The following is a 13,886-nucleotide window of genomic DNA, read 5'->3' as shown; positions in this document are numbered from 1 at the left end:
CAGCCAGCAAGATTAGCCCGCAAAAAACAGCGGCGATACCGATCTATGGGTTACGCATGTTCATCCTTTTGCCGAACGCCGGCCAGTTCATAGCCCAGTCCCCCTCTATGTCTCCGGCGGCCACTTCACCCCCAGCGCGATCATCTTGTCACGCAGTCGCAGGCAGTTCTGGTGGTATTCCGTTTCCGACCGGCTGTCTTTAATGCCGTCTTGCACCAGAGAAGCGAATACCCACCCCTTCTTAGTTACCGGATTTGGATCAGCGCCGTGGTCCAGTAAATAATTGGCGTGCTCAAATTTACTGCTGAAAAAAGCGACCGTTAGCGGTGTTTCACCTAAAGAATTACGGCTATTAATATCAGCCCCACGCATAACTAATAATGCTAACGTATCGGTAGTTTTGGCATTAATAGTTTCATAGATCATGGGATAGTCAGTGTCCTTATCTCTGGCATCCGGAGATAAACCACCGTCCAGCATTGCCTTCAGCCAGATATCCTTACTGGCCTTGGCCATCCATAAAGCTGGTTTGTCCCCCACCCCCCTCGGAAAAGGATCCGCACCAGCACTGACCAGCGCCGTAATAATTGCCAGTCGATTGGCCGGATTATCGTTATACATCGCCTCATTGAGGGCGAAAAACAGCGGGGTTAATCTCTGCTCGCCGGGGGTATTAAGATCCGTTTCCGGTGCCAGCTGTTTTATCCTACCCAAATCACCTGCCTGGATAGCCTTGGCCAAAACCAGCTGTTGGCCGGTAAAGTAGTCTTCCGGTTCAATTTTTTTCATGCCGTTGCATCCTGCCAACCAAATTATGCCAAACACCATTATGGCAACACCGATCCATCGTATTCGCATGGCTATAGTCTGCTAGTAATGGTGGTCATATCCGCCTCTTTCTGCTCCTCCAGGCTGTCGATCACCTGCTGCATACCATGTTTATCAATGGTGCCGCCCTCTCCGCCCGGCAGCCATTTCGCGTTGCCCGCCGCGCTGGGCAATAGCGTAGAGAGCTGATGCTTCACCATCAGCAGCGGAATGTTGTAATAAACGCTCTGTAAATCCTCTAACAGGTGGAACTCCTGCAGCCGCGTCAGCATCTCGCCCTGCACCCGGTAGGCGGCAATTTTTGAACCGTCGCCGATGGCCATGCCGCCATACTTTTCCACCGTGCCCGCATTAAGCCCCGCGGCATTAAACGTCCAGGCGGGCTTACCGCTGGCGATCGCCGCCGCAGAGGCAAGGCCACCGCCTAATGAATGCCCAACTATGCTAACGTTACCTGATGTTTTTTTTAAACGGTCACCTATAGCTACCGATTTTTCATAATAAGGCGAATGAAAATTAACGCCTTGCCCCAGATTGTTTTGCCAATCAACCAGTTTCTCCATCCGGGTTCCCCGGAATGCTACGGTTGGCTCCATAGCGTTACCAAACACCGTCGGATCTGGCGCATAGACCCTAGCGAAAAAATCTGGCTGATCAGCATGGTCATACAATAATTCCGGCCATAACCCCAACCGGTCTAAAGCATTTTTATTATTACTAATATCACGCCACCCTTCGGGCACGTTCGGTATCGTTTCCCGCGCCCTAATCGGTCGCCCGTCAACGCCGTAAACATTTTGCGCCAGCTTGGCCTTCTCAACGGCGATATTGTTCTCACCCAGGCGCGTCGCGGCGATGCGCGCATCGGGGTAGATGCTGCGCCGCCCGCGGCCGATCAGATTTTGCCGGGCCTGCCAGCGTTCGCGCTTGCTCATGGCGCGCATCGCGGCCAGCGGATCCCGGCGCACCGCCACCGCGGTGGCCGCCGCGGCGACTGCCGGCGCTTTCTGCTGCGGCCGATAGCTGGGGGGCAACACCGTCGCCGGCGGACGGACGCGATAGCGGGCAACCATCGCCTCATAGCGCTGGATTATCCGCTGCGTCGGGTAGAGCGGCGGCAAAATGGCCGGGTACTGCGCCAGCCGGCCGCTTTGGTCGATAAAGAACAGGTGCCGCGCCGGCGACCAGCCAAAACAGTCGTCATCGATGGCAAGCAGCTGCCCCGCATCCAGCTCGGCCAACACCTGCTTTTTTATCTGCCGGTCTTCCCGGTACTGCGACACGCCCACGCCGAAAATCTCGCAGCGGCTGACCGGATAGCGACGACAGATCGACGGCAGCGATGAGGCCCCGAACAGATATTTCGCCTCCAGCGCATATCGCGCCGAGCCGGGATTAAAAATACGGGAAAACTGATAAGGTTCGAGATCTTCCGTTGATAGTGCAATCAATCTCATTAGCGCCGTCCTGTGCTAAGTCTATTACCCGTCATACTTCCAGCGGCAGAGGCGTTGGCTGCGTTCAATCACCCGAATCACTTACCGCTGTAAGCTTATCGGGATGCCTTCCCTTGCCGTCTTGCTGCAATTCGAATTATTTAGGGTATAAAATTGATATCTGGCTTTAATTAAATATAAGCGGCCGCACGATGATCGTCTGACGACCATCGCCTGAGTGCAGAGCTGCTGCTTATTTCGTCCGATATTACACCATACGGAGCGGGTTTCCAGTTATTTCGGCTGATAAACACAAAAAATACCGGATATATTACTGGAATGCGTAACGTGTACGCCTAAATAATTCATGGGCGGGGCCGGGAAATTAATAAGGCAATTAAATAAAACCGCTAATAAAACATCCTTGTTATTTTTTAGCGTGGTTATTTCCCGTTAATTGATTCGTTAATAAAAAATCCTGATCGCCTTCTTTATTTTAGCGGCCCCTCGCCATCGCGGAGAGGGGCATAATGATTACCCTTTGGCTTCCACCACCTCATCTTCCGGCGCTTTACCGTCAATACTGCCGCGCCAGCCGGTCTCCTGCTCCCGCGACAGGCGCGAACGGTCCTGTTCGATGGCATTGCTGAGCATCTCTTTCGCGCGCTGCAGGCTGGCGATGCGGAATTCGGTGTCCTCGTAATGCTCCACCGTGCTTTCCAACATCTTATGGTTGTAACAGCGGAAGATATCCGCCTTTTCCCGCGCCTCATAGGCGTCCATTCCCAGCAGCTCCAGCGCTTCACGGCCGATGCGCAGCGAACTTTCAAAGGTTTCGCGCTCCGGTTTCTCCACCCCGAGACGCCGCAGCTGATACCAGTGGTCGACGTCGCGGGCGCGCGCCACCACCTTCAGGTGCGGGAAGTGGCGTCTGGCCAGCTCGGTCAGCTGCAGGTTGGCCTCAACGTCGTCAATGGCGTTAATCAGCACCTGCGCCTTTTCCGCCCCGGCGGCCTCGAGCAGGTCGGCGCGGGTGGCGTCGCCGTAAAACACTTTGGTGCCGAACTTGCGCAAGGTTTCGATATGGTCCGGATCGTGATCCAGCACCACGGTGCGCACGCCGTTGGCCAGCAGCATACGGCCGGCAATCTGGCCGAAGCGGCCGAAGCCGGCGACGATCACGCTGGCGTTCTCCTCGTCGATCACATCCGCCGGGCGATCGTCCTGCGGCGCACGCTTCTCCAGCCACGACGCCAGCACCAGCAGCAGCGGCGTCACGGCCATCGACAGCGCCACCGCCAGCGTCAGCGATTTGGTCCATGCCAACGGCAGAACGCCGGCCGTCTGCGCGGCGCCAAATACCACAAAGGCGAACTCACTGCCCTGCCCCAGTAAAATGGCAAACAGCCCGCGCTGACGCTTCGGCACGCCCAGCAGCGGCGCCAGCAGCCACAGCATCGCCGCTTTCAGCAGCATAAAGCCGAGCAGCAGAGTGGCGATCAGCAGCGGATGGCTGAACAGCGTGCCAAAATCGATCGACATGCCGACGCCGATAAAGAACAGCCCCAGCAGCAGCCCCTTAAACGGCTCAATATCGCTTTCCAGCGCATGACGGTATTCCGAACTGGCCAGCAGCACGCCGGCCAGAAACGCCCCCATCGCCATCGACAGGCCGGCCATCTCCAGCAGAATGCCAAAGCCGAATACCAGAAACAGCGCCACGGCGCTGAAGACCTCACGCATGCCAGAACGGGCGACAAAACGCAGCAGCGGCCGCGTGACATAGCGGCCGAGCAGCACCACCAGCGTCAGCGCGGCCACCACCTTGGCGGCGGAGATGGCAAAGGCGCCGAGCGACGTCGAGGCGCCGCTGTTGGCCAGCAGCGGGATCATCGCCACCAGCGGGATCGCGGCGATATCCTGAAACAGCAGCACCGCAAACGCGCTGCGTCCGGTCGGCGACGACGTCAGGTTACGCTCATTCATCGCCTGCATGGCGATGGCGGTGGAAGAGAGCGCCAGCGTCAGGCCAATCAGCAGCGCCACCTGCCAGCTCAGCCCGAGGAAGTAGCAAAAGGCGCAGAGCACCAGGCCGCAGCCGGCCATCTGCATGCCGCCGCCGCCGAAGACCGAGGCGCGCAGCGTCCACAGCCGCTTCGGATCCAGCTCCAGGCCGATGACAAACAGCATCAGCACCACGCCGATCTCGGCAAAGGTCAGGATCGATTCGGCGTCGGACACCAGCTTCAGCCCCCACGGCCCTATAATGCAGCCGGCGATCAGGTAGCCCAGCACCGATCCCAACCCCAGGCGCACCGCTATCGGCACCAGCAGCCCGGCCGAGCCCAGATAGATCAGCCCTTCGATCATCATGCTGTGGTTATCCATGCGGGTTCTCCTGTGTTTGCGGCGGCTGCGCCAGTAGATAATCGATCAGCCGCTGCCGGTAGGCCTCTCCCGCCTCCAGCAGCGCCGTCTCATTACAGGTAAAGGTGTTATGCAGCGCAAAGTAGGGCTGCCAGCGCATGCCGCAGTACAGCGCCGTCGCCTGCAGCGGCTGCCCCAGCACGGCGAAGTCCGGGTAGTCGCCCAGCTCAAAGTGGTGCCGGTCGCCGCCGCTGGTCACCGCCCACAGGCAGTCTTTCCCCACCAGCGCGTTGCCGTCATGGCCATAGGCCCAGCCGTGCTCCAGCACCTTATCGATCCACAGCTTCATCAGCGGCGGCAGGCCGTACCACTGCATCGGGTGCTGCAACACCACCATATCGGCGCGTTCCAGCGCCTGCTGCTCCGCATGGATATCGATGCTGAAATCGGGATACAGCTCATACAGCGAGCGGACTTCCACCTCGGGAATATCTTTCACCGCCTGCAACAGCCGCCGGTTGGCGTGCGAATGCCGGGGATAGGGATGCGCATAGATTATTAGAATCATGTTGATCTCGTCGTTCCTTGCCAATACATCAAGCATATACCAGTCGTCTAGCATGACAGCGGGCAAATAGATTGATAGCGGAAATTTTTAATCTGAACCAACAGGCAGGCTGAATAACTTTGGCCGGAATGCACGCATAAAAAAAGGCCCTGTATGCAGGGCCTTGTTCAGCGTAACGAGCGTGCGGCTTATTTGCCGATGCGCGCGTGCATCTCCTGCACCGAGGTGACCTGCTCGGTCGGGTCGGCCTTCAGCGCCATCGCGGTGGCAAAGCCGCCGTTCAGCGTGGTGTCGTAATGCACTTTATACTGCAGCGCGCTGCGGCGAATCAGCTTGGAGTCTTCAATCGCCTGGCGGCCGGCGGTGGTGTTCACGATGTAGGTGTACTCGCCATTCTTGATACGGTCCTGAATGTGCGGACGGCCTTCGTGCACCTTGTTAACCAGACGCGGGTTGATGCCCGCTTCCCCCAGCACCACCGCGGTGCCGTGGGTCGCATCCAGCTCGAAGCCCTGCTTCAGCAGGCTGGCGGCCAGATCGACTACCCGCGCCTTATCGCCTTCACGCACCGACAGCAGCGCGCGGCCCTGTTTGCGCATGCCGGAATTGCTGCCCAGCATCGCCTTGGAGAAGGCTTCGGCAAAGGTGCGGCCAACGCCCATCACTTCCCCGGTGGAGCGCATTTCCGGCCCCAGAATCGGGTCGACGCCCGGGAATTTGTTGAACGGCAGCACCACTTCTTTCACCGAGTAATACGGCGGGATCACCTCTTCCGTCACGCCCTGCTCGGCCAGCGTCTTGCCCGCCATCACGCGCGCCGCCACTTTCGCCAGCGGCACGCCGGTGGCTTTGGAGACGAACGGCACGGTACGCGCGGCGCGCGGGTTAACTTCAATCAGGTAGACTTCGTTGTCTTTCACCGCAAACTGCACGTTCATCAGGCCGCGTACCTGCAGCTCAAACGCCAGTTTTTCCACCTGCTGGCGCATCACGTCCTGAATGTCTTTGCTCAGGGTGTAGGCAGGCAGTGAACAAGCGGAGTCACCGGAGTGCACGCCGGCCTGTTCAATATGTTCCATGATGCCGCCAATCAGCACGCGCTCGCCGTCGCAGATCGCGTCGACGTCGACTTCAACCGCATCGTCCAGGAAGCGGTCCAGCAGTACCGGCGCATCGTTGGACACGCTGACCGCGGTCTGGAAGTAGCGGCGCAGGTCGGCTTCGTCATAGACGATCTCCATCGCGCGGCCGCCCAGCACGTAAGAAGGGCGCACCACCAGCGGATAGCCAATGCCCGCCGCTTTCTCTACCGCCTGCTCAATCGCCGTAACCGTGGCGTTGGCCGGCTGCTTCAGGCTCAGACGGTTCACCGCCTGCTGGAAGCGTTCACGGTCTTCCGCGCGGTCGATGGCGTCCGGGCTGGTGCCGATAATCGGCACGCCGGCCGCTTCCAGGTCGCGCGCCAGCTTCAGCGGCGTCTGGCCGCCGTACTGGACAATCACTCCTTTCGGCTGTTCGATGCGCACGATTTCCAGCACGTCTTCCAGCGTTACCGGCTCAAAGTACAGACGGTCGGAGGTGTCGTAGTCGGTCGAGACGGTTTCCGGGTTGCAGTTGACCATAATGGTCTCGTAACCGTCTTCACGCAGCGCCAGCGAGGCGTGTACGCAGCAGTAGTCAAATTCAATGCCCTGGCCGATACGGTTCGGCCCGCCGCCCAGCACCATCACCTTCGGCCGGTCGCTGTTCGGGTTGGATTCGCACTCTTCTTCATAGGTGGAGTACATATAAGCGGTGTCGGTGGCGAATTCCGCCGCGCAGGTATCCACGCGCTTGTACACCGGGTGCAGGCCGTAGCCCTGACGCAGTTTGCGCACCGCGCCTTCGGTCACGCCGGCCAGTTTCGCCAGGCGCGCGTCGGCAAAGCCTTTGCGCTTCAGCGTACGCAGGAACTCCGGCGTCAGGCCGTTGATGCCGCTCGCCGCCACTTCTTCTTCCAGACGCACCAGCTCTTCAATCTGCACCAGGAACCAACGGTCGATATTGGTCAGGTTGAACACGCCGTCCACGGACAGGCCGGCGCGGAAAGCGTCAGCGATATACCAGATGCGGTCCGCACCGGCGTCTTTCAGCTCGCGGCGGATTTTGGTCAGCGCTTCCGGGTCGTCCAGGCTGACTTTCGGGTCGAAGCCGGTGGCGCCCACTTCCAGACCGCGCAGCGCTTTCTGCAGCGACTCCTGCTGGGTGCGGCCAATCGCCATCACTTCACCGACCGATTTCATCTGCGTGGTCAGGCGGTCATTGGCGCCGGCAAACTTCTCAAAGTTGAAGCGAGGAATTTTGGTGACCACGTAGTCGATGGACGGCTCAAACGACGCCGGAGTACGGCCGCCGGTGATGTCGTTCATCAGCTCATCCAGCGTATAGCCGACCGCCAGCTTGGCGGCGATCTTGGCGATCGGGAAGCCGGTGGCCTTCGACGCCAGCGCCGAGGAGCGCGATACGCGCGGGTTCATTTCGATCACGATCAGGCGGCCGGTTTTCGGGTTCACCGCAAACTGCACGTTGGAGCCGCCGGTTTCCACGCCGATTTCACGCAGTACCGCCATCGAGGCGTTACGCATGATTTGGTACTCTTTGTCGGTCAGGGTCTGCGCCGGCGCGACGGTAATCGAGTCGCCGGTGTGGATGCCCATGGCGTCGAAGTTTTCAATCGAGCAGACGATGATGCAGTTGTCGTTCTTATCACGCACCACTTCCATCTCGTACTCTTTCCAACCGATCAGCGATTCATCAATCAGCAGTTCGTTGGTTGGCGACAGATCCAGGCCGCGCTCGCAGATCTCTTCAAACTCTTCGCGGTTATAGGCGATGCCGCCGCCGGTGCCGCCCATGGTGAAGGACGGACGGATGATGCACGGGAAGCCCACGTCGGCAGCCACCGCCAGCGCTTCTTCCATGGTGTGCGCAATGCCGGAACGCGCGGTGTCCAGGCCGATTTTCTTCATCGCCACGTCGAAGCGGCGGCGGTCTTCCGCCTTGTCGATCGCATCGGCGGTTGCGCCGATCATGGTCACGCCGAACTCTTCCAGCACGCCCTGACGCTCCAGCTCCAGCGCGCAGTTCAGCGCGGTCTGGCCGCCCATGGTCGGCAGCACCGCATCCGGGCGCTCTTTTTCGATGATTTTACGCACCACTTCCCAGTTGATCGGCTCAATGTAGGTCGCATCGGCCATTTCCGGGTCGGTCATGATGGTTGCCGGGTTGGAGTTCACCAGAATAACACGGTAACCCTCTTCGCGCAGCGCCTTACACGCCTGCGCGCCGGAGTAGTCAAATTCACAGGCCTGGCCGATAACGATCGGGCCAGCGCCGAGGATCAGGATGCTTTTTATATCAGTACGTTTTGGCATGGTTGTTATGGCTCCTGATTATTTAGCGTTGGAACGGTAAGACGCGATCAGCTCGATAAAGTGATCGAACAGCGGCGCAGCGTCGTGCGGGCCAGGGCTGGCTTCCGGGTGTCCCTGGAAGCTGAACGCCGCCTTGTCGGTACGGTGAATTCCCTGCACCGTGTGGTCGAACAGCGACTTGTGCGTCACGCGCAGGTTGGCCGGCAGGTTGTTTTCATCCACCGCAAAGCCGTGGTTCTGCGCGGTGATCATCACCGTGTTGTGGTCCAGATCCTTCACCGGGTGGTTGCCGCCGTGGTGGCCGAGCTTCATTTTCACCGTCTGCGCACCGCTGGCCAGCGCCAGCAGCTGGTGGCCCAGGCAGATGCCGAACAGCGGAATGTCGGTGGTCAGGAACTGCTGGATAGCGGTAATCGCGTAGTCGCAAGGCTCCGGGTCGCCCGGGCCGTTGGACAGGAAGATGCCGTCCGGATTCATTTTCAGCACTTCATCCGCCGGGGTCTGCGCCGGCACCACCGTCAGGCGGCAGCCGCGATCGACCAGCATGCGCAGGATGTTGCGCTTGGCGCCGAAGTCATAGGCCACCACGTGGAACGGCAGCTCGGATTCCGCTTTGGCTGCCGGCAGTTCACCGGCCAGCGTCCAGCTGCCCTGACGCCAGCCGTAGGCTTCCTGCGTCGTCACTTCTTTTGCCAGGTCCATACCCTTCAGGCCCGGGAAGGCTTTGGCCTTCTCCAGCGCCAGCGCGGCGTCCGGCGCGTCGCCGGCGATGATGCAGCCGTTCTGCGCGCCTTTTTCACGCAGCAGACGCGTCAGCTTGCGGGTATCAATATCGGCAATCGCCACAATATTGTTGCGCTTGAGGTAGTCGGACAGATTTTCTTCGCCGCGATAGTTGCTGGCAATCAGCGGCAGGTCGCGAATGACCAGGCCTTGAGCGTGAATAGCGGAGGATTCTGCGTCGGAAGCATTGGTGCCGACATTGCCGATATGAGGATAAGTAAGAGTAACGATCTGGCGGGAATAGGAAGGATCAGTGAGGATTTCTTGATAACCGGTCATCGACGTATTGAAGACCACTTCCCCCACTGCCGTACCCTCTGCCCCAATGGCCCGACCGTGGAATTGGGTTCCGTCTTCCAGAACCAATAGCGCTGACTTAATCAAAACACCCTCCGAGGAATAATAAATCACAATATTTGCATATTAATTCAGATATCGCGATCTAAATCAATGCAAAAACCGCCCTCAAGGCTAATTTTTGGCAAATTGGGCGCATTTTAATGATGGGCACCCCGTTTGTCTACTTAAAGTGCCTTTTTTTCGCTGTTTTTTACTGACTACACGGTTTAATAGGCTTCACAGCCATAAAAACAGGGCTAAACCCGGGTGAGTAAACGGTTGCCAAATGGCGAGAGTAAAAAACGGTGATTTAATAAGCGAAAAATAGGTTTGGATCGCTTAACAGTGCAAAAAACAGCGTTAAAAACAAGGAAGATAATGAAAAATAACAATCCTGACAAATAACCGTAGAAAGATTGTCATTTTCAATGTTAAAAAAAAGGACAATAAAAATATTGTCCTATTATCATAACCATACAACCAATATAACCACATCACACAGCTATAAAAACAATTATAAGCGGTCTAACTCCAGCACATCGCGCATATCAAACAGCCCATTTTGATGCTTAGACAGCCAAACCGCCGCACGAACGGCGCCATTGGCGAATGTCATCCGGCTGGAAGCCTTGTGGGTGATCTCCACCCGCTCGCCGATATCGGCGAACATCGCGGTATGCTCACCGACAATATCGCCGGCGCGGATGGTGGCAAAGCCGATGCTCTGCGGATCGCGCTCGCCGGTGTGGCCTTCGCGCGCATAGACGGCGCACTGCTTCAGGTCACGACCCAGCGCGTCGGCAATCGCTTCGCCCATTGCCAGCGCGGTGCCGGACGGCGCATCCACCTTGTGGCGGTGGTGAGCTTCAACAATTTCAATATCGGTATAGTCGCCCATCACTTTGGCGGCTTTTTCCAGCAGCTTCAGCACCACGTTCACCCCGACGCTGAAGTTGGCGGCGAACACGATGCCGATGTGCTGCGCCGCAGCGGCGATCGCCGCCTTGCCGGCGTCGTCAAAACCGGTGGTGCCGATCACCATCGCCTTGCGCTGTTGCACGCAAAACGCCAGATGCGCCAGCGTGCCTTCCGGCCGGGTAAAGTCGATCAGCACGTCAAAATCATCCGCCACCTTGGCCAGATCGTCGTTAACGATCACGCCAAGCGCGCCAACGCCGGCCAGTTCGCCCGCGTCCGCCCCGACCAGCGAGGAGCCGGCACGCTCCAGCGCCGCGCCCAGCACTACGCCCTGCGCCTGCTGCACCGCCTGAATCAATTGACGCCCCATACGGCCGCCGGCGCCCACAATCGCCATGCGGATCTGTGAATCAGTCATACTTCGCTCTCTTATCAATGAAATGCCTATCCCAGGCTATCGGATCAGGTTAACCGCCCCGCCGGTTCATCGCCAGAGGATTTCCATCATGATAAGAAATTTATGATATCGCCGGTTGGTTATCAGTAACGCTATATCCCCGCGGCTACATAATCATGCAGTTTGCGACGGCGCCGCCAGGGGCTTATTCACCCGCCCCGGCAGCGCGCTGCCGCTGAGGGTGAAGGCGGCAATCACGGTAAACAGCAGCGCAATGCCGCCCAGGATCAGGTAGGCGGTTTTAAAACCGTATGCCGCATACATCATCCCTGCCGCATAGGACATGCCGATGGCGGAAAACTGCTTAAAAAAGCAAAAGCCGAACAGATAAATAGAGGCGGACAGCTTCACGTCGAACTGGGTAGTGATGTATTTGAAAATGCCCACCAGCAGGAACGGCACCTCAAACATATGCAGCATCTTGAGCGCGATCACCGCCGTCACCGAGTCGGCAAACGAGGAGCCGATAATGCGCAGCGACATGATCGCCCCGGCGATCAGCAGCGCGTTCTTGCCGCCGATGCGGTTAATAATCAGCGGGGCGAAAAACATGATAAAGGCGTTGAGGAATTCGCCCAGCGTGGTGACATAGCCAAAGGCCTGCGTCCCGCTATGGCGATCGCGGAAGAAAGAGGTAAAGAAGTTGGCGAACTGCTGATCGAACACGTCATACACGCAGGCGACGCCGACGATATACATCACCAGGAACCAGAACTTGCGCATCCGCAGCAGCCGCAAGGCCGAACGCAGGCTGACCGGGTTCTTGTTCAGCGCCAGCCCTGCCGCCACGGTAACCGTGCCGCTTTTTTCCGGCCGGAACAGGCACAGCAGCAGCGCCAGAACCAGCGTACAGCCGGACGCCAGCCACAGCGAAAACTGATTATTGATGGTGAAGGTGTAGCCGACGATCGAGGCGCAAATCGCCCAGCCGATACAGCCGAACAGCCGCACGCGCCCGTATTCAAACTGGCTGCGCCGGCTGACCTTTTCCACATAGGCTTCAATCGCCGGCGAACCGCCGCTGGCCACCAGTCCCAGATAAAGGCCGCACAGCAGCGCGCCGGCGATAAAATGGCTCTGCAGCAGCGGTGAAATCACGTAGATAAACAGCGGCGCCAGAAACATCAGCAGTACGATGATCATCCACAGCAGGTGTTTCTTCAGGCCGAAGCGGTCGGTAATAAAGCCGAACACCGGCTGGCACACCAGCGCAAAGAACGCCATAAAGGAGAACACAATGCCGGTTTGTCGCTGGTCAAGCTGGTTGACGTCATGCAGCCAGAGCGGGAAGAAAGGCAGGACAGAACCCAAGATAAAAAAGTAGAAGAAGCAAAAGCCGCTGAATATCCAGAAATTCTTGTTTTTCAGATAAAACATAGCTCGCCATCCCTTTGTGCCCGGACGCGCCGCGCGCCCGGGATATTATTGGTGGAAGTGATGCTCCGAATAAATTAGTGGTAGGCCGGCAGCCAGTCGCCGTGCGCCTCGATCAGCGCATCGCACAGCCGGCGGGTATCGTCGATCGACAGTTCCGCCGAGGTATGCGGGTCAAGCAGCGCGGCATGGTAGATCGCCTCGCGTTTGTGCGTCACCGCCGCCTCAATGGTCAGCAGCTGCGTGTTGATGTTGGTGCGGTTGAGCGCCGCCAGCTGCTCCGGCAGGTTGCCCACGTAGCACGGCGTAATGCCCTGCCCGTCCACCAGGCAAGGCACCTCGACGCAGGCTTCGTTCGGCAGATTGGTGATAAGGCCGCTATTGAGCACGTTGCCGCCGATCTTGTACGGGCGGTCGGTTTCCATGGCTTCGATAATGTAAGAGGCGTATTCGTGGGTACGCGTATGGCTGAGATGGGCGTCGTGGGTCAATTCCTGCTTTTGCTGCTCCCACTGGGCAATCTGCTCAATACAGCGGCGCGGATACTCATCCAGCGGAATATTGAAGCGTTCGATCAGCTCCGGGTAGTTGCGCTTGATCCAGTACGGCATATATTCGGCGTTATGCTCCGAAGATTCGGTGACGTAATAGCCGAAGGTTTTCATGATCTCATGGCGCACCATATCGTCATGCTTGCCCTGCAGCGCCGCGGCGCGCCGTTTGATTTCCGGATAGAGATCCTGCCCGTGGCGGCGGATATCCAGCAGCCAGGCCATATGGTTGATGCCGGCGATATGGAACTGCACGTCGTCGGTCGGCATATCGACGCTTTTCAGCAGCGTATCGGCGCACACCTGCACGCTGTGGCACAGGCCGACGGTCTTTACGCCGGTATGGCGCAGCATCGCGCCGGTCAGCGAGGCCATCGGGTTGGTGTAGTTAAGCAGCCAGGCGTCCGGGCATACCTCTTCCATATCGCGGGCAAAAGAGAACAGCACCGGAATGGTGCGCAGCGCGCGGAAAATACCGCCAATCCCCAGCGTATCGGCGATGGTCTGCCGCAGGCCGAATTTCTTCGCGATTTCAAAGTCGGTGATGGTGCAGGGATCGTAGCCGCCGACCTGGATGGCATTCACCACATAGTTGGCGCCCTGCAGCGCCGCGCGGCGGTTCTCCTCCCCCAGATACGGGGTAATGATCGCCTTACCGTCGTTGACGTTCTGATTGATATTACTGAGCATCGTCAGCGACTCGTTCAGACGGTTGCTGTCGATATCGTACAGCGCAATATCCACTTCCCGCAGCGCCGGCGTACACATGATGTCGCCCAACACATTCTTCGCGAAAATTGTGCTGCCTGCGCCCATAAACGTCACTTTAATCATACTGTTTCTCCACATGCC

Annotated in this window: 9 protein-coding genes; all 9 read right to left on the bottom strand. The window is 58.3% G+C overall.

Features of this window, described 5'->3' with window-relative positions:
• Positions 1 to 105 precede the first annotated feature (105 nt).
• Positions 106 to 789 carry an ankyrin repeat domain-containing protein gene (locus tag I6G83_RS10335; RefSeq protein WP_232238956.1) on the bottom strand — a complete coding sequence of 228 codons (684 nt, stop codon included), beginning with the start codon at positions 787 to 789 and terminating at the stop codon, positions 106 to 108.
• Between the two features lie 71 nt (positions 790 to 860).
• Complete coding sequence (locus I6G83_RS10330; protein WP_054305269.1) at positions 861 to 2,285, bottom strand: Mbeg1-like protein; 1,425 nt, start codon at positions 2,283 to 2,285, stop codon at positions 861 to 863.
• A 513-nt stretch (positions 2,286 to 2,798) separates the two neighbouring features.
• The gene (gene kefC, locus I6G83_RS10325) at positions 2,799 to 4,652 is read right to left on the bottom strand and encodes a glutathione-regulated potassium-efflux system protein KefC (protein WP_054305268.1); all 1,854 of its coding nucleotides are present in this window, start codon (positions 4,650 to 4,652) and stop codon (positions 2,799 to 2,801) included.
• Positions 4,645 to 5,199 carry a glutathione-regulated potassium-efflux system oxidoreductase KefF gene (kefF, locus tag I6G83_RS10320; RefSeq protein WP_054305267.1) on the bottom strand — a complete coding sequence of 185 codons (555 nt, stop codon included), beginning with the start codon at positions 5,197 to 5,199 and terminating at the stop codon, positions 4,645 to 4,647. Before kefF ends, kefC begins: the two co-directional genes overlap by 8 nt.
• 188 nt (positions 5,200 to 5,387) lie before the next feature.
• The gene (carB, locus tag I6G83_RS10315; protein WP_015670862.1) at positions 5,388 to 8,612 is read right to left on the bottom strand and encodes a carbamoyl-phosphate synthase large subunit; all 3,225 of its coding nucleotides are present in this window, start codon (positions 8,610 to 8,612) and stop codon (positions 5,388 to 5,390) included.
• 18 nt (positions 8,613 to 8,630) lie between these two features.
• Complete coding sequence (carA, locus tag I6G83_RS10310; protein WP_072186082.1) at positions 8,631 to 9,779, bottom strand: glutamine-hydrolyzing carbamoyl-phosphate synthase small subunit; 1,149 nt, start codon at positions 9,777 to 9,779, stop codon at positions 8,631 to 8,633.
• Between the two features lie 469 nt (positions 9,780 to 10,248).
• Entirely contained in the window at positions 10,249 to 11,070 is an 822-nt protein-coding gene (dapB, locus tag I6G83_RS10305) for a 4-hydroxy-tetrahydrodipicolinate reductase (protein WP_015670860.1), read from the bottom strand.
• Positions 11,071 to 11,223: 153 nt separating this feature from the next.
• On the bottom strand, positions 11,224 to 12,486 hold the full coding sequence (locus I6G83_RS10300; protein ID WP_062779158.1) for an MFS transporter: 1,263 nt from the start codon (positions 12,484 to 12,486) through the stop codon (positions 11,224 to 11,226).
• 74 nt (positions 12,487 to 12,560) lie between these two features.
• A complete protein-coding gene (gene melA / locus I6G83_RS10295; protein ID WP_054305909.1) occupies positions 12,561 to 13,868 on the bottom strand; it encodes an alpha-glucosidase/alpha-galactosidase in 1,308 nt (435 codons plus the stop codon).
• Positions 13,869 to 13,886 lie beyond the last annotated feature (18 nt).

Source organism: Serratia rubidaea (assembly GCF_016026735.1).
GTDB classification, from domain to species: Bacteria; Pseudomonadota; Gammaproteobacteria; order Enterobacterales; family Enterobacteriaceae; genus Serratia_B; species Serratia_B rubidaea.
The sequence above is the reverse complement of the archived record's forward strand: the minus strand, read 5'-3'. Positions and strand labels throughout refer to the sequence as shown.

Bases quoted from the DNA above. Each gene is read 5' to 3' on its own strand.
- I6G83_RS10330 (WP_054305269.1), bottom strand. From the start codon at position 2,285: ATGAGATTGATTGCACTATCAACGGAAGATCTCGAACCTTATCAGTTT.
- kefC (WP_054305268.1), bottom strand. From the start codon at position 4,652: ATGGATAACCACAGCATGATGATCGAAGGGCTGATCTATCTGGGCTCG.
- carB (WP_015670862.1), bottom strand. From the start codon at position 8,612: ATGCCAAAACGTACTGATATAAAAAGCATCCTGATCCTCGGCGCTGGC.
- kefF (WP_054305267.1), bottom strand. From the start codon at position 5,199: ATGATTCTAATAATCTATGCGCATCCCTATCCCCGGCATTCGCACGCC.
- I6G83_RS10300 (WP_062779158.1), bottom strand. From the start codon at position 12,486: ATGTTTTATCTGAAAAACAAGAATTTCTGGATATTCAGCGGCTTTTGC.
- dapB (WP_015670860.1), bottom strand. From the start codon at position 11,070: ATGACTGATTCACAGATCCGCATGGCGATTGTGGGCGCCGGCGGCCGT.
- I6G83_RS10335 (WP_232238956.1), bottom strand. From the start codon at position 789: ATGAAAAAAATTGAACCGGAAGACTACTTTACCGGCCAACAGCTGGTT.
- melA (WP_054305909.1), bottom strand. From the start codon at position 13,868: ATGATTAAAGTGACGTTTATGGGCGCAGGCAGCACAATTTTCGCGAAG.